This window comes from Acinetobacter sp. YH12134 (genome assembly GCF_013418555.1).
Lineage (GTDB): Bacteria > Pseudomonadota > Gammaproteobacteria > Pseudomonadales > Moraxellaceae > Acinetobacter > Acinetobacter indicus.
The window spans coordinates 44,703-61,631 of sequence record NZ_VPBT01000005.1; the positions used below are offsets into that span (position 1 = coordinate 44,703).

16 protein-coding genes are annotated in these 16,929 nt (G+C 46.1%); 2 read left to right on the forward strand and 14 right to left on the reverse strand.

Annotation, left to right across the window (positions count from 1 at the left end; genetic code table 11):
• Positions 1-126: 126 nt before the first annotated feature.
• The 4 genes from gcvH to FTU69_RS05245 form a co-directional block, all read right to left on the reverse strand.
• Positions 127-501 (reverse strand): glycine cleavage system protein GcvH, encoded by a 375-nt coding sequence (gene gcvH, locus FTU69_RS05230; RefSeq protein WP_005178176.1) that lies wholly within the window; start codon positions 499-501, stop codon positions 127-129.
• Between the two features lie 68 nt (positions 502-569).
• A complete protein-coding gene (locus FTU69_RS05235; RefSeq protein ID WP_005178175.1) occupies positions 570-1,598 on the reverse strand; it encodes an AraC family transcriptional regulator in 1,029 nt (342 codons plus the stop codon).
• 103 nt (positions 1,599-1,701) lie between these two features.
• Positions 1,702-2,151, reverse strand: a complete 450-nt coding sequence (locus tag FTU69_RS05240; protein WP_180088314.1) for a MaoC family dehydratase — start codon at positions 2,149-2,151, stop codon at positions 1,702-1,704.
• 1 nt (position 2,152) lies between these two features.
• Entirely contained in the window at positions 2,153-4,006 is a 1,854-nt protein-coding gene (locus tag FTU69_RS05245) for an ABC transporter ATP-binding protein (RefSeq protein ID WP_005178171.1), read from the reverse strand.
• Between the two features lie 29 nt (positions 4,007-4,035).
• On the opposite strand from FTU69_RS05245, the gene FTU69_RS05250 reads away from it, so the two are divergent.
• A complete protein-coding gene (locus FTU69_RS05250; protein WP_155757083.1) occupies positions 4,036-4,200 on the forward strand; it encodes a hypothetical protein in 165 nt (54 codons plus the stop codon).
• 84 nt (positions 4,201-4,284) lie between these two features.
• Here the strand turns inward: FTU69_RS05250 and FTU69_RS05255 are convergent, their stop codons facing one another.
• The 8 genes from FTU69_RS05255 to plsB form a co-directional block, all read right to left on the reverse strand.
• Positions 4,285-4,647, reverse strand: a complete 363-nt coding sequence (locus FTU69_RS05255) for a NirD/YgiW/YdeI family stress tolerance protein (RefSeq protein WP_075166578.1) — start codon at positions 4,645-4,647, stop codon at positions 4,285-4,287.
• 204 nt (positions 4,648-4,851) lie between these two features.
• The gene (locus FTU69_RS05260; protein ID WP_016658089.1) at positions 4,852-6,090 is read right to left on the reverse strand and encodes a mechanosensitive ion channel family protein; all 1,239 of its coding nucleotides are present in this window, start codon (positions 6,088-6,090) and stop codon (positions 4,852-4,854) included.
• A 178-nt stretch (positions 6,091-6,268) separates the two neighbouring features.
• A complete protein-coding gene (locus FTU69_RS05265) occupies positions 6,269-6,802 on the reverse strand; it encodes a DUF2058 domain-containing protein (RefSeq protein ID WP_016658090.1) in 534 nt (177 codons plus the stop codon).
• 15 nt (positions 6,803-6,817) lie between these two features.
• Positions 6,818-7,492 (reverse strand): YoaK family protein, encoded by a 675-nt coding sequence (locus tag FTU69_RS05270; protein ID WP_005178167.1) that lies wholly within the window; start codon positions 7,490-7,492, stop codon positions 6,818-6,820.
• 35 nt (positions 7,493-7,527) lie between these two features.
• Positions 7,528-8,721: a serine/threonine transporter SstT gene (sstT, locus tag FTU69_RS05275; RefSeq protein WP_104470169.1), complete on the reverse strand. Its 1,194-nt coding sequence runs from the start codon at positions 8,719-8,721 to the stop codon at positions 7,528-7,530.
• 229 nt (positions 8,722-8,950) lie between these two features.
• Positions 8,951-10,675, reverse strand: a complete 1,725-nt coding sequence (locus FTU69_RS05280) for a SulP family inorganic anion transporter (protein WP_104494982.1) — start codon at positions 10,673-10,675, stop codon at positions 8,951-8,953.
• Positions 10,676-10,748: 73 nt separating this feature from the next.
• Positions 10,749-11,066: a helix-turn-helix transcriptional regulator gene (locus FTU69_RS05285; RefSeq protein ID WP_005178157.1), complete on the reverse strand. Its 318-nt coding sequence runs from the start codon at positions 11,064-11,066 to the stop codon at positions 10,749-10,751.
• 161 nt (positions 11,067-11,227) lie between these two features.
• Positions 11,228-13,723 (reverse strand): glycerol-3-phosphate 1-O-acyltransferase PlsB, encoded by a 2,496-nt coding sequence (gene plsB / locus FTU69_RS05290; protein WP_180103568.1) that lies wholly within the window; start codon positions 13,721-13,723, stop codon positions 11,228-11,230.
• A 298-nt stretch (positions 13,724-14,021) separates the two neighbouring features.
• On the opposite strand from plsB, the gene cysK reads away from it, so the two are divergent.
• Entirely contained in the window at positions 14,022-15,020 is a 999-nt protein-coding gene (gene cysK, locus FTU69_RS05295; RefSeq protein WP_180103569.1) for a cysteine synthase A, read from the forward strand.
• A gap of 57 nt (positions 15,021-15,077) precedes the next feature.
• Here the strand turns inward: cysK and FTU69_RS05300 are convergent, their stop codons facing one another.
• Positions 15,078-16,082: an ABC transporter substrate-binding protein gene (locus FTU69_RS05300; RefSeq protein WP_168383113.1), complete on the reverse strand. Its 1,005-nt coding sequence runs from the start codon at positions 16,080-16,082 to the stop codon at positions 15,078-15,080.
• 2 nt (positions 16,083-16,084) lie between these two features.
• Entirely contained in the window at positions 16,085-16,672 is a 588-nt protein-coding gene (locus FTU69_RS05305) for an ANTAR domain-containing response regulator (RefSeq protein ID WP_180103570.1), read from the reverse strand.
• Positions 16,673-16,929 lie beyond the last annotated feature (257 nt).

Genomic DNA, 16,929 nt, shown 5'->3' on the forward strand with positions numbered 1-16,929 from the left:
TAAATTTTAATGTTATTTAATAAATTTAATTAATAAAATTATCTTATTGTGATAATTATATTCATTTAATAGGGTTTTGAGCTAAAAAAATCAGCCCGTAGGCTGATCTTCTTGCAAGATTATTTTTTATAAACCGGCTTCATATTCGCTGCTTGAAAGCAGTTTTTCGACATCGGCCAGGTTGTCTGGCTTGATTTTATAAATCCAGCCTTTGCCATACGGCTCATCATTCACAAAATCCGGGTCATCTTCCAGCGCAGGGTTAATTTCAACCACTGTGCCGGATACTGGTGCGTGAATGTCAGACGCAGTTTTCACAGATTCCACCACGCCGGCCTGTTCACCCGCGGTCACTTGCTGGCCCACTTCAGGTGCTTCGACATAGACCAGATCGCCCAGTGCATCTTGAGCATGATCAGAAATACCTGTAACAACAAGATCACCTTCAATGCGTACCCATTCGTGTGTACGTGCATATTTCAGTTCTGAAGGGTGATTCATGATGACTCCTTAACTATTTAAATCATTTTTGGCATGTTTATACATGCTTTTGCAGAAAAACAAAAGTTTTATAAATACGGATCTTTACGCCAGTTGCTTGGACTGCGGCCACTCCAGCGCTTAAAGGCGCGGCTAAAATTGGCGACATCGCTATAACCCAGTTCATCGGCAATCTGTTCCAGGGTGTAATCGGTACGTGACAGCAGCGAGGTGGCATGCCGGTAACGGACTTCATCAACCAGGGTAGAAAAAGAGGTGCCTTCGGCTGCCAGCTGGCGTTTCAGGGTGCGATCTGACATATGCAGCTGGTCGGCGACATGCTCGATACTTAAATAATGCTGTTCGGAATTGGTCAGAATATCGCGCACGCGCATCGACAGGCGGCGCCGTTCACCCAAGGCAGAAAGTTCGGCTTCGCACTGGTTAATGGCAATCTGGCTGGCAATAGGATCGGCATGAATCATTTTCAGCCCCAAATACTGCTTGTCAAAACTCAAGATCAGATAGGGCTGGTCAAAACGGAAACTGTGATTCGGGAATTTGGCTGCATATTTTTCAAAGCCCAGCGGTTCCGGGAAATCAAAATCGACTTCACCAGAAAGATGCTCCATGCCGGTAATGGCTTTGGCCATGGTGATCATGCCAATAATCAGTGCAATCGCAATTTCGGTTCTGAGCGGTTCCAGATCAATTTCACCTTGCAGCTGCAGGGTGGCTTTTTCACCAAAGGTAGAGAAAAACAGCTGTAAAAAGGGCATCCGCAGCTGAATAAAGCGGTTGGCCAGCATTAAAGCATCACTAATATCATTGGCAGTCATAATCGCATAGCCGATAAAGCCATGAATCGAGATGCGCATTTGCGTGCCTAAATGATAGCCCAGCGTCGATTCACCGGTGAGATACAGCGCATGTTTGACCATGTCATTGGCCATGCTGGTCGGAATCCGAAAGTCAGGATCGGCCAGTTGTTCAGTGGTCAGATGGAAGGGAGCAAAAAAGGTTTCAGCGTTATATCCCCAACGGGAAACAACATCCAGAATAAGTAAGCCATAAACACCAGGAACACCCTGATCCTGACGCGGTAAAAGTGTTTTCATGCACGGTCCATTGCACTAATGAGTATTATTTTTTAAATTTGCTTGCCTATATTGGCATGAAAAAAACCGGAAAACTAGAAAAATTGTTTGACAAAATGACTGCTTAGGCCACCTGTGCATCCCGCCGGAACACCACAATTTTGGTGGTCGAAATCAGTAAAACTTCACCATGCTGGTTTAAGGCCTGTGTCACATAACTGACCAGACCACGGTCCAGCTTGGTTTTTGATGGACTGATGGCGGTAATTTCAACATCAACATGAATCAGGTCACCCGGACGGGTCGGACGCGGCCAGCGCAGACTGGATTCTGAACCAATCAGGCCATGTGCCACCGGAAAACATTCGGTCCATAAACGCATGGTTACCGCGGCAGTATGCCAGCCACTGGCGGCAATGCCTTGAAATACCGGATGCTGCGCGGCTTGCTGCACATCGGTATGGAAAATTTGTGGGTCATACAGGTGGGCAAACTGCTGAATTTCTTCGAAAGTCATTTCGTAGTCACGACTGACAAAGTGATCACCCACCTTCAAATCTTCCAGATACAACATATCAGGTTCCTTGTTTTTGCTTTAATTGTTGTTGCTCAATCAGAAAGCCACCAGTTTGGCGTTGCCACAGCTGAGCGTAAATTCCGTTCAGTGCCACCAGTTCATCATGCGTGCCTTGTTCGGCAATCTGACCCTGATCCAGCACAATCAGGCGATCCATCTGCGCAATGGTCGATAAACGGTGAGCAATCGCAATAACGGTTTTACCTTGCATCAGTTCATCCAGACTGGACTGAATTGCGGCTTCAACTTCAGAATCCAGCGCACTGGTGGCTTCATCCAGAATTAAAATGGGCGCATCTTTTAAGAATACCCGGGCAATCGCAATCCGCTGACGTTGTCCGCCCGACAGTTTCACGCCGCGTTCACCCACATAGGCTTCATAACCGCGTTTGCCACGTAAATCGGTCAGCTGCGGAATAAATTCTTCAGCCTTGGCTTTGGCCACTGCAGCATACATCTCTTCATCGCTGGCATCAGGGCGGCCATATTTAATATTTTCAGCCACGGTACGATGCAGCAGCGACGTGTCCTGTGTTACCAGCGCGATATTCTTACGCAGGCTGTCCTGGGTGACATCGACAATATCCTGACCATCAATCAGAATCCGGCCCTGATTAATCTGATAAAAATGCAGTAACAGCTGGATGAGGGTCGATTTCCCGGCACCGGAACGTCCGACAATCCCGATTTTTTCACCCGGACGGATGGTCAGGTTAAACTGCTCAATTACGTTTTTGTCATTATAGGCAAAGCTGACATTTTCAAATTTGATTTCACCTTGCGCGACATTCAAGGTTTTGGCATCCGGTTTATCTTCAATTGTGATCGGGCGGCCGAGGGTTTTCATCCCGTCTTGAATGGTACCGACATTTTCAAACAGCGCCGAGGTTTGCCACATCATAAATTCAGCAATGCTGTTCAGCTTGAGAATCATGGCGGTGGTGGCGGCAATAATGCCGAGTTCTGCCTGGCCATTCATCCATAACCACAGCGCCGTACCCAGCACACCGACATACAGCACAACCGTCAGCAGGTTAATGCTGATTTCATACTGTGCGCCCAAGCGCATCTGTTTATAGACCGTGACCATAAATTCCTGCATGGATTCTTTTGCATACTGGCTTTCGCGGCCGGCATGGGCAAACAGTTTCACGGTCTGGATGTTGGTATAGGCATCGGTCACGCGGCCGGTCATGACGGCGCGGGCATCAGCCTGGCTATTGGAGATTCTGCTTAAACGTGGAATAAAATAACTGGCTGCGGCAATAAACAGGCCCAGCCATACCAGCAACGGGATAATCAGCATAGGTGAAATGGCGCCTAACACCACGCTGATGGTAATAAAGTAAATCACCACATAGGCCAGCATATCGCCCAGAATAATCCAGAATTCTCGTACCGCCAGTGCTGTTTGCATGACTTTGGCCGATAGCCGCCCGGCAAAATCATTATGGAAAAAATCCAGACTTTGACGCAGCAGTAAGTTGTGAAAACGCCAGCGCAGGCGCATCGGGAAATTACTATATAAAATCTGATGTTTGATAATGGATTGCAAACTAGCAAAGAAAATATTGGCCAGCAGGATAAAAGTCAGAATAGTCAGATTGGTTTGATGTTCGGCCAGAAAGGTATCTGGCTGACTTTGACTGAGCCAGTTCACCAGCTCGCCAATTTTGGCATAGAGCAGGGCTTCAAAACTTGCCGCACCTGCGGTACACAGCACCAATAGCAATAAGTACGGACGAACACCGCGCGCGGCCTGCCAGACAAAAGGAAAAAAACGGGTAGGTAGTGGTTTATTTAAACCTTTGGTGGGGTATGGATTAACCAGGCTCTCGAACCACTTAAACATACACAATGTCCTTTTGAGCAAGCAGATTGATGATCATCATTGGTATCGGCCATGCGGCTTGTACAGACGAAGAGCATGTTCTATTCAATGCGCTACTGATCACGATTACCGCTTGCGAGATAAACAACAGATTTATTGCCAAGAATACCCAGTTTAAAAGAAAAGTAAAACTTTTCAGGGCGGTGCTGCTTTAAAATCAGGCAGATAAATAAGGCTTTGCAGTTGAAAGAAACCTCATATTTTTTGCGAGCTTCGATCAGAAAATATCTGCCTGAAACTTACAGAATTTCAATCTCGACTACATCAATATCGGTTGGTTTATAACGGTGTGTATCCACTTCACCGACCACCCGGACTTTTTTACCCGGATTCAGCAATTGCGCCGGTGTCGCCAGATCATGATCAATTTCGACATGGATGATGCCGGTCTGATCCTGAAGCTGGTACATTTCATCTTTAATATGTTTATGAATAGTGCCATACACCGTAACTGGTGTTTCATCTGCGGCTTTCAGTGCCTGCGCAGTGGTCATAATATTTTTTGCTGCTTGCGCAATAATTTTCTGGTCATCATCCGCAAAGGCAGGAGCTGAAAGTGCAAGCAGAACACTGGCGAAGATTAACGGCATTTTAATTTTCATGCAGGATGTACCTCTTTCTTTTATAAGCTTAATTTCAGTATACGTAAAAACAGCGTGCTGCAATGCTGTGTCATTGTAAACATCAGCGGGCAGTGTTTAGGTAAGAAAGAACAGGGAAATGAGTCTGATACATTCGAAAGGGAAGATGAAAAAGAAAACCCACCAAGCGGTGGGTTCTCATGTGTTTAGTTTCAGTCTAAAAACTTAAGATGCTTTAAATGACTCTTTAAAATCGGTTCCAGATGGCGCCTGATACACCTGTAAACCAAACTCCGGAATAATTGCCAGTAAATGATCCATAATATCTGACTGGATATTTTCATACTCTTTCCAGACCGTGGTATTGGTAAAAGCATAAATCTCCAGTGGTAAGCCTTCGCTGGTCGGTTGTAGCTGACGTACCATCAGGGACTGGTTTTTGCTAATGCCCGGATGCTGCTGAAGATAAAACTCAACATAGGCACGGAATGTCCCCAGATTGGTCAGACGACGATGATTGTACTGAGCATGGTTGTTTAGCTGCTGGTTAAACTTCTCCAGTTCTTCCGCTTTGGTATTTAAATACTGATCCAGCAAAATAAACTCTTTCAGCTTGGCCTGTTCCTCAGCGCTCATGAAATGCACGCTGCTCTGATCAATATGAATCGAACGTTTAATCCGGCGTGCACCGGCTTCCTGCATACCGCGCCAGTTTTTAAAGGTGTCAGTAATTAATTTGTTGGTCGGAATGGTGGTAATGGTCTTGTCAAAGTTCTGTACTGTGACGGTATGTAATGACATATCAATGACATCACCATCGGCATTTAAAGATGGCATTTCAATCCAGTCCCCTAAACGCACCATGTCATAAGAGGCAATCTGTACCGAAGCCACCAGCGATAAAATCGTATTCTGGAACACCAGCATCAGCACCGCAGCCATGGCACCAAAACCGGCCAGCAAGGTGAATACATCTTTTTTCAGGAAAGTGCCCAGAATCATCAGACCGCAGACAATAAAGATAATCAGCTTGACCAGTTGCAAATAGCCCTTGATTGGTTTATTGCGTGACTTGGGATTGCGCTGGTAAATCAGGTTAAAGATATTCAGCAATTCGCCAATGGCCAAGGCAATGGTCAGGAAGATAAAGGCCTGCGCACCCATCTGTACAAAGGTGATGGCTTTATCAGACAAATGTGGAACGGTGGTAATCCCGTTCATGATTACAATCGCCGGTACAATATTGGCAATACGGCGGATGACGCTGTGTTCGGCAATAATTTCGTTGTGGGCAAAAGGAAGTTTGGAAATAAGCTTGCGAATGCCACGTACCACCACCTGCTTGGCAATAAAATTGGCAATAATTGCCAATAAAATCACAATACTGAGAGATGACAGCATTTCTAGCCATGGGTATTGATCTATCCAGTCTTGCAGATTCTGGATGACGTCAAACTGTTCCAAGTGATCCTCGCTTAATTCATTTTAAAAATGTGATAGAGTTTAAAGGTTTATGTTTAAATTTATAACCTCTAATAAAATTTTTATACATATCCTGTGCATCTGCTTACGTTCAATCGGGTCTGAATCACATGAAACAGCCCATAAAAAAACCGGCCCAAGCCGGTTTTCTTTGTAGTGCTTACCACATCAGGTCATCAGGAATGACATAAGCAGCATACGGATCTTCTTCATCGGTGGTATCCGCGTTGCTTTGTGAATTATTCACCAGAATAAAGCCTTCCATTTTCTGGTTAATACGCTCCGCCAACGCTTTTGGCAAGAAGGCATAAGCTTCATTTTCCTTGGCAATCACCAGACTTCCGGCCACCAGTGCATTATAAATCTGCTGGTTGATGTAGACTTTTTTAATGGTGCCATCAATAAACTGATACACGCTGTCGCCATCGGTGTCGCGGATTTTATGCTGGTTGATCATTTGCATGATGGCAGCTTTCAGCTCTTTTTCCTGCAAGGCGGCTTTTTTCTCTTGTTCCAGCGCCTGATCACGGGCCATTTTCTGCTGTTTGTCCTGCTCGATTTTGGCTTTTACTTCAGCATCTTTACTCACACCTGTGCGCTGCTCATGTACCGCCTGTTTAGACAGTTTTTTAGCCTTTTTATTATCGACTAAACCTGCTTTGAGTAACTGTGCCTGTAATGCATTTTTGACCATGAGAAAATGTCCGAACTATTTCTGAAAATGTCGATAACGAAAATAAATCACCCAGTACACCAGACTTAAGCTAAAGCTTAAAGCCACCGGCACCAGGAAAGAGTTTAATTGTAATAAAGGATAAACCGCTGTCGCAACCAGACCGCCAATAAAGAAGCCAATTAAAATCAGCAGGTGCAAAATCACCCGGCGTTTGCCAACATGCAGGCCACGCACGCGATAGCCCAAGGCCAGACCCAAATCGGTCAGTACCCCGGATAAATGCGTGGTCCGGATGATGGTGCCTTTGTAATAGCTGATCATGGCGTTTTGAACGCCCATCGCTACACAGGCCCAGAGCAATGCATAACGCGGGAAGTACGGCAGTAAAATCCAGCACAGCAGAATAAAAATAGCCACTAAACTCAGCGGCAGCCCATAACGGCGTCCGAGGAGAAAGTGGCTATTTCCCAGGATGAGTCCACTATAAAATGAACCAATCACATAACAAACAACGACCAGAAACAGATAAATTACCTGTGACCATTGCCAGTCTAAAAGTGCCATTGCCAACATGCTGACATTACCGGTCATGTGGGAAACAGATTGGTGCAATACAGTCACCAGTCCTAGAACATTAATGATTCCTGCATTCACAGAAAGAAAAAATGCACCCAGCTGAACCCAGAGCGGTAATTTTTGAAATGGCATAATTCATTGATTAATCAACAGACGTAGTGCATATATTAACGCAAACTACGATCAACTGCGGCAGTAAATAATACATCGGTAGATGAGTTTAGTGCAGTTTCAGTTGAATCCTGCAACACGCTAATCACCATACCAATAGCCACCACTTGCATAGCGATGTCCGATGAAATTCCGAACAGGCCACATGCTACCGGAATCAGCAGCAATGAACCGCCGGCCACACCTGATGAACCACAAGCCGAAACTGTTGCGACCACGGATAAAATCAGCATGGTGCTAAAGTCAACCTGAATGCCTAAAGTATTCACCGCCGCCAGTGACAGCACAGTAATGGTTACAGAAGCACCAGCCATGTTAATCGCAGCACCCAATGGAATGGCGACACTGGCAGTTGATTCCTGTACGCCTAAACGTTTGGCCAAATCAAGGTTCACCGGAATGTTAGCGGCAGAGCTGCGGGTAAAGAAGGCGGTAATACCACTTTCACGTAAACATTTGAATACCAGTGGATACGGATTTGAACGGGTGACAAAGCCCACCATCATCGGGTTAATCACCAGCGCCACAAAAATCATGGTACCAATCAGCACAGTTAATAATTGTGCATAGCTAACCAGCGTACTCATACCCGATTCGGCAAAAGTCACCGCCACCAGACCAAAAATACCAAACGGCGCAAAGTTAATGACCAGACGGATTACTTTATTCACAGCATCTGCAGCATCGGTCAGGAAGGCTTTGGTATTGTCTGTTGCATGACGGAAGGCCACACCTAAAGCCACAGCCCAGGCCAGAATACCAATAAAGTTGGCTTCACTAATTGCTGTTACCGGGTTAGCCACAAAACTTAATAGCAGATTCTTTAAAATCTCAGCCAGACTGCCCGGTGGTTGCATGTCGGTATTGGCCGGAATATCCAGGAACAGCGTGCTTGGGAACAGGCTGCTGGCAATTACTGCAGCCAGGGCAGCCAGGAACATACCTGCGGCATACATCAGCATAATCGGGCGGATATGCGCACTATGGCCAACTTTGAAATTGGCAATAGAGGATAACACCAGGACAAACACCAGAATCGGTGCCACGGATTTAAGCGCTTTAATGAATAAATCGCCGAGCAGGCTTAAGTAGGGCGCAAATTGTGGAAAAGCCACCGCAACTATCACACCTAAAATGATAGCGATCAGAATTCGAGTGACTAAGCTCAAGCGCAGAAATGCTGAGAACATAGGAAGGCCTTGTCTGAATTACGGACAATATAGGGAAAAATTAGCGATGTATTTTATACCGAAAATTTAAATAGCTTACAAAAAAAATCATATAAAAATCAAATGGCTGTTTTTAAATAGAATATTCGAAAAATTAAGCTATGCAAAAGTCATGATTTTTTCATGTTTTTATGCTTATGCCTGCTTTTTAGGGCGAATAATTGCCTGAAAAGCAGACAGGATCGACATTTTAGGTGATGTCCGGACTCAGCTCACGAATGGCCTGATAATGGGTCAGAAAAATTTTACCGCTTAAATGATTCAGTAATTTAGAGCGTTGCAGTTTGTCCATGACCGGCCCTTTGACCTCGGAAAAATGCAGCTGGATATTCAGTTTTCTCAGTTCATTGTCCAGATCTTCCAGCATTTCCAGCGCACTTAAATCAATGGCACTAATACTGGAACCGTTAATTACCACATGCTCCAGTTCCGGTTTCTGGCTGACTGCATTAATCAGGAAACCTTTTAAGGTATTGGAGTTTAAAAAGGTCAGGTCTTCATCAATCCGGATTGAGAGCACTTTAGCTGAAGTAATGACCTGATGACGCTGGATATTACGGAAATGCTGGGTGCCTTCGACCAGTCCAATTTCGGCAATATGTGGCCGGCTAATACGCCACAGCAGCAGAATAAAGGTTGAAACAATCCCGATAATCAGCCCGGTAGAAATATCAATAAATAACACACCGAAGAAGGTAATCCACATCGCCAGGCCATCGGCCTTGGAATAACGCCAAGTGTCGATAAACGGTTTTAGCTCGACCAGTTTCCAGATTGACACAATAATGGTTGCCGCCAGTACAGTCAGTGGCAGATCACGGAAAAAACCGGTGAAATACAGACTGACCAGCACAATAAACAAAGATGACAGCACGCCAGCCATAGAGGTTTTGGCGCCAGCATCGGCATTGACCACGGTACGTGATAGGCTGCCGGTCACCGGAAAGGCTGAACTGAGGCCGGCCCCAATATTGGCTGCACCCAAGGCAATGAGTTCCTGATTGCTATTCAGCTGGCTACGTTGCTGCAAGGCGGTGGCCTGGGCAATGGATAATGACTCCACAAAGCTGATCATGGCAATCATCGCGGCGCCGGGTAACAGTTGCAGTACCAGCTCCAGATTCCAGAACGGCATCGACAGCGCCGGGAAACCGGAAGGAATTTCACCGACAGTTTTAATGCCGACCTGTTGCAGATTGAAGAAATAGACCAGGGCAATGGAGACCACCACCAGCACCAGCGGTAAAGATTTAATAATAAATCCGCTGGCCCCGAGACGCTGTTTCACTGCTTCCAGATTAAAAAACTTCGGCATGAAGACCAAAAACAGAATGGATGCGATACCAAAGATCAGGCTTTCCCAATGCATCAGGCCGATATATTCAAAGACACTCAGCACAAATTCCGGAATATTGTTGGCTTGTAGCGGCACATTAAACAGAAACTTTAACTGGCCCAGTGCAATCAGCAGTGCCGAAGCAATAATAAAGCTTTTAATAACTGGATGGCTGATCAGCTGGATCAGGAAGCCAAAGCGCAGCATACCGAGCAGCAGGGAAATGACCCCAACCATCAGCGCCAGCAGACAGGCAGCCTGAATATACACCGGAGAGCCGACTTCAAATAAAGGATTTAAAGTGGCAAAGGTCATCATGGAGATGATGGCCACCGGGCCAATCGAAAGCGTAGGACTGCTGCCGAAAAAAGCATAGATGATCATCGGCAGTACACTGGCATACAGTCCCATTACCGGTGGAAGACCGGCCAGCATGGCATAGGCCATACCTTGCGGCACCAGCATCGCAATGACAATTAGCGAGGCCAGCAGGTCAGATTTCAGGGTCACGGTATTATAATGTTTTAACCATTGCCAGGCGGGTAAGCGATTGAGCAGGCGTGACTTAAAATCTGACATATAAAAATCTAAATCATAAATTTAGATATATTATGCATAAAAAATGCTAAGAAATCTGCCTATGCAAAATTTATTAAAGTGGGGTAGCAGGACAATACAGTCGATAGAGCGTGCTGAGAACTTCAACCAGTTTCGGATCTTTAATGGTGTAATAAATCTGTTTACCGTCTCGGCGGGTGTTCACCACATCACTTTTACGCAACATCATCAGCTGTTGCGACAGGGTCGGCTGGCGAATTTGAGTAATTTCCTCAATTTGCGATACATTCAACTCTTGTTGGGAAAGATGGCAAAGAATCAATAGACGGTCGGTATTGGCAAGCGATTTTAAAATCGTTACGACAGTTTCAGCAGAATCACGCATTACGTCTATTTCAAGACCATCACTCATAGTTAATTTCTCTAAAACACGTTGCTGCTAGTATAGAGCGAGTCGGGGCAAAGCGCTGAATAAAAGCGCCAAAACCCCATTGTTTTTTGTGAATAAATATATCAAATTAACTGATAAGATCGTGTGATTAGTATCACAATAATATCTGAGAATCTGATACTTTATTTTTTACTATACTCTTTAAACTGTTTGATTTCTTTCTCAGAGAACAGCAGCTTATCTGCAATCTGCTGTTGCAGCTCAGGGGCATACCAGCCCAGATAATCTGATATTTCTGTATCAAATTGTGGTTTCAGTTGTAACTGCTGACCTTGCATCTCCAGCAGTCCAAGCTGTTGTAAACTGCCCATAAAGCTCTTTAACGTGGCACTGTCGAAGTAATAACCGCTGTTTAAATTGCCTGACTCTGCCAGCCGTTTAAATACGGTTTTGGCCATTTTTTCCAGCGCTTTTAAATCTAACTGATACGGCTCGGCATATTCCTGCAATAATTGGCTAATCAACACAAAGTTGTTCAGGCTGCTGCGTGCCAGCGTTGCCAGACTGTGCATTGGATGTGTTGATTGGAGTTCAAGCAGCTGAATGTTCTCCGATACCTCAATCCAGCCCAGTTGCTGCATGCTGTCGAGAATACGGTCAATCTGTGCAGGAAGTTCTGTGGCCGACCATTTTAAAAACAGCTCCGATTTCAAGAATGGATATAAGCGGCTGACGTGCTGCTTAAGCTGCGCTGTGGTGATCGCCGGCATATCCTGCACGAGCAGGGCAATCAGTGCCGGTAAGCTTAAGCAGTGCAGAATATTATTGCTAAAGTAGCTGAGTAAAATACGCTGACTTTCGGCCACACGAATCCAGGTCTGGTTATCCTGCTGATAATGCTCGACCTGTTTCAGCTTCAGCGCATATTCAATAATTTCTGGTGCCGACAGCTGGGTGATAATCATCCGATCATCATAATGGGTGGCTTTAAGCAGCTCACGATACTGTTCAATCTGGCGCAGTAAATCATCCTGGCTTAAGGCATGTTGCGGTGCATTCAGCAAGATGGTGGAAATCAGCGAAATCGGGTTAATCACCACCGCTTTATTGATATTTTCCAGAATTTCCCGTGCTGCCTGATCAACCGTGTTGATGACTGGACGTGGCAATTCATCATGAATTGAAAGCTGGATCTGATCGGCCTGATTCTGTTGCAGAATATGGTCCAGAAACACCGGTTCGCCGAAGTTGACATAGACCTGGCCAAATACTTTTTCAATTTTTCGCGCCGAGTTCAAAATGCCCCATAACGATTCGGCTTCTTTGGGCTTGCCATTCAGCTCATTTAAATAAGAGGTGCCTTCCATCAGCTTTTCATAGCCGAAATAGGTTGGAATAAAGGCAATCGGTTTGGTGGCACCGCGTAAATGGCTTTGTACCGTCATCGACAGCATGCCTTTTTTCGGCGGCAGCAATAAGCCGGTACGGGAACGGCCGCCTTCAATAAAATATTCCAGCGGGGTATTGCGTGACAGCAGGCTGTGCAGATATTCCTTAAATACCGAGGTATACAGTGCATTACCGCTAAAGGTACGGCGAATAAAATAGGCACCGCCACCACGTAAAATCTGCCCGACCACCGGTAAATTCAGGTTAATGCCAGCAGCAATATGCGGCACCATCAGGCCACGGTTAAAAATCACATAGGACAGCAGCAGGTAGTCAATATGACTGCGATGACACGGCGTATAGACAATTTCATAGTCTTTGGCCAGTTCACGCACGGTATCGAAATGATGCACTTCAATCCCGTCATAGAGCTGGGTCCAGAGCTTGGTCAGTGCCAGCTCGGCAAAGCGTAAAGTCGAATAGGAAAAGTCCGATACAATTTCGGTCAGATAGCTTTTGGCACGGTTTTCTGCCTCAAACATGCTGACTTTTTTATCAATACTTTCTTTACGAATCGCCTGTTGCACCGCCTCGGTTTTCATTAGTTTATTGATCAGGTTGCGGCGGTCGGACAGGTCAGGGCCTAAAATGGCTTCTTTATACTGGTTAAAGTTCTGGTCCAGGGTTTGCACCACAAAATGCGCCGGAGAAAAGTTCGGGCGTTCGGTCTGCGCGGTTTCCAGCAAAGCTCTTAACGATACCGGCTTGTGAAACTCAATATAGTTTTCACGGCCATATAAGGAAATATTCAGGGTTTGTTTCAGCTTGTTCGGTTTGGCCCAGGCATCGGCAAACAGGGCTTTAAACCAGGAATCTTCATATTCCGGCGCACGACCCCAGAGCACAGTTACCGGTACTAGCTGCACATCCTGATCCGGATGCTGCTGCAAGGCCTCAATTAGACGAATCAGTCGGGCTGAATAATGATAGCTGTCATGTGGCTGATCCTGCTCATTCAGTGCCAGCATCGAGTTATCTTCATTGTACTGGCCTAAAATCAGCGGTGAAAATACCGAAGGCAGACCACGTGCTTGCGCTTCTTTATCAATCAGTACGGTATTACTTAAAGAAGCGTCTTGCAGTACATAGCAGATACGGGTATGTAGCTGATTCTGCGCCAGATTCTGTTCCAGTTCGCTGGTGCTGCCCAGGACTTGCGGGGTCACAATCTTATCTAGAATTTTTTGCGTCAGGTTACGATAAAGTCGGCTGTAACTCTTGTTAGACATTGCATTCCCTAAATATTTTCATGGGCCGGATGGGCTGTTTTTACAGTAGAACCTGAGGCCGGTGGGCTGACACGGTTGTCAGTCAAGATCAAAATTGAACTAAGTTTACAGCGATTTATAGGCTGGACTGAATAGATTTCATGGGGTGATCACCTAATTTAACGAAAAACTGGCCGTATTTGTGTGAAACTTATTCAGTTTTTATTGTAACCAATCTTAGAGAAATCGAATTTTAAAATTTAAAGAAGCCTGTATGATAGAAGGTGAGGTAAATGAAAAAAGACTTAAGGAAAACATGATGACAACAGATACAGCTTTTACCGCCCCGGGCAATTTGGGGATTGCAGTTTATGCCAACAATGCCGAAGCCATTGGCAATACGCCACTGGTGCGCATTAATCGTGTCATTGGCGGGGGAGCCAATGTATTTGCCAAAGTGGAAAGCCGTAATCCGGCATTTTCCGTCAAGTGCCGGATTGGTGCGGCAATGGTGGCCGATGCAGAACAGCGTGGCGCGCTTAAAGCTGGCATGCATATTGTTGAGCCAACCAGCGGCAACACCGGTATTGCGCTGGCTTTTGTGGCAGCAGCCAAAGGTTATCCGATTACTTTAACCATGCCGGCCAGCATGAGTATTGAACGCCGTAAAGTATTAAAAGCGCTGGGGGCCAATCTGGTACTGACCGAGCCAGCCAAAGGCATGAAAGGCGCGATTGAAGAAGCTGAGCGTCTGGTGGCCGAGCAACCGGAGGTCTATTTTATGCCGCAGCAGTTTGAGAACCCGGCCAACCCGGACATTCATGAAAAAACCACTGGGGTTGAAATCTGGCAGGCGACTGGCGGTCAGGTCGATATTCTGGTTGCCGGCGTGGGCACAGGCGGTACGCTTACCGGTATTTCGCGTTATTTCGAAAAAGTGCAGAACCAGCCGTTGTATTCGGTGGCGGTTGAGCCGGCAGAATCAGCCATTATTGGTCAGGCCAAACGTGGTGAAGCGATTAGCCCGGCACCACACAAAATTCAGGGTATTGGCGCCAACTTTATTCCTAAAAACCTCGATTTAGACCTGGTTGATGAAGTCATTGCCATTCCAAGCCAGGAAGCAATTGATTTTGCGCGTAAGACGGCAACCCAGGAAGGCATTCTGGTTGGAATTTCCAGTGGTGCCGCAATGGCGGCTGCGGCACAGCTGGCTGCACGTCCGGAAAATGCCGGTAAAAATATTGTGGTGATTTTGCCAGATGGTGGCGAGCGCTATTTATCTTCAGTGCTGTTTGAAGATATTTCTGCCGACTAAGTCTGTCGACTGCAAAAATAGCCATAAAAAAGCTCGCCATCGTTGCGGGCTTTTTGATTAGACGTGACTTGATGGTAGCGGATAAATACAGCGTTGACTGACCGCAGCACTTTCCACCTCGAGCACATCCAGCGTGTCCCATTTTAGCATTTGCTCGGTAAGCCAGACAAAATCCTGTACTTGCGGCTGAGTTGACGATTCATCCACCAAACTGCGAATAATATTCTGAATAAAATAATAGCGCTCGACATGGACCTGTGCGGAGCAAGGAAACTGGATGATGCCGGCCTCATTTAGCATTTGCCAGACCGCTTGTACATCTTCCAGCTGTTGCAATTCGGCTTGCGCGCGCTGAATGGCAGAGGTCATCGCGTTTAAGGTATTTGGATGCTGGGCAGCCCATTCTGCGGTTACCGCCAGCACTTTATCGGCCACTTGCGGAATAACCCGCTGACCCGAGAGCAGGATTTTAGAATAGCCCTGTAATTCGGCCTGGGTATTCCAGGGTTCGCCAACACAAAAGCCATCAATCTGCTGCTGGGAAATCGCTTCGACCATATACGGTGGTGGTAGCGTACTGAGCTGAATATTTTTCGCCAGGATCGGGTCGGCCAGGGCCAGCCATTCTCTTAAACAGTAATGATGAATTGAGGCATGAAACACATGCGCCAGCTGTATCGGGCGTTGCTGATGCGCGTTTATCAGTTTTTTGGCGATGTGTACGGCATCATCTTCCGGCTGGATGCCCAGTTCAAAACACAGCGATTGACTCAGGCTGATGTAAGCCTGATTGGTACTTAGCACCAGCGGCGTTTGCAGTGGAATCCCCAGCTGGTCGGTGCCGAGTGCCGCCGCAGGTAACATGGCCGACAGACAATGTGCGGCATCCATAAAACCAAATGCCAGCCGGTCTCTTAAACTGGCCCAGGACGGTTCTTTTAATAGTTCGACGTTTAGGCCGGCATCGGCAAAAAAGCCACGCTGTTTGGCCCATAAAATGGCGACGCAGTCGAGCAAAGGAATATAGCCAATCTGAAGTTCGGTTTTTTCTAAGTTATGCATGGCTAATCCTTAAATTGGTTTTGCAGGAGTTGCTGGGCATCGAGCAGGCGCCGTGCCATTTCACCAATGGTCATCCGGTGGCTCATGGCATTTTTGCGTAGCAGGCCAAAGGCATCTTCTTCGCTTAAGGCATGCATCTGCATCAGCAAGACCTTGGCTTTTTCGACATCTTTACGGTCGGCCAGTTTGCCTTTGGTTTCCTCCAAGTCGTGCAGCAGCTTTTTGTGCTTTTTAAACTGCTCGATAGAAATTTCCAGAATGCTGTCCAGCTTGGCCGGATCAATCCCATCGACAATATAAGCAGTAACACCGGCATCAATGGCATTTTTGATGGTGTCTTTGTGGCTGTTTTTGGTGAACAGCACGGTCGGTAAATCAAACTGGCTGACGCAGCTTTCAATAATGTCCCGATGCGGATGGTCCATATCCAGCAGAATCACATCGGCATGCAGTTGCTGTAAATGGAACATATTGGAATGATTAAGAATCAAACAGGCAACCACCTCAAATTCATGCTGAATCAAGGAGGTTTTGATGAACTCTGCGCGCTCGAGGTCATCATCAATTAACGCGATTTTCAGTTTTGGCATGCAACTCTCAATAGAGTCTGTACAACGAGTTATTTTAATAATGCAAAGATGGTGCCAAACCCAAATTTATTGAAATAAAACATTTAAAATCAAAAATTAAATCTGAACTTAACAGGAAGATGCACTTGCATGAAACAAAACGCACCAAGATAAGGCAGCGAGCTTTAAAAAATAAAACAGGAGGCTGCCAGAACCGTGAAATTGGGATGCCACTCGCATCTGAATACCTTCACCCAGCATAGATAACCCTCAAAATC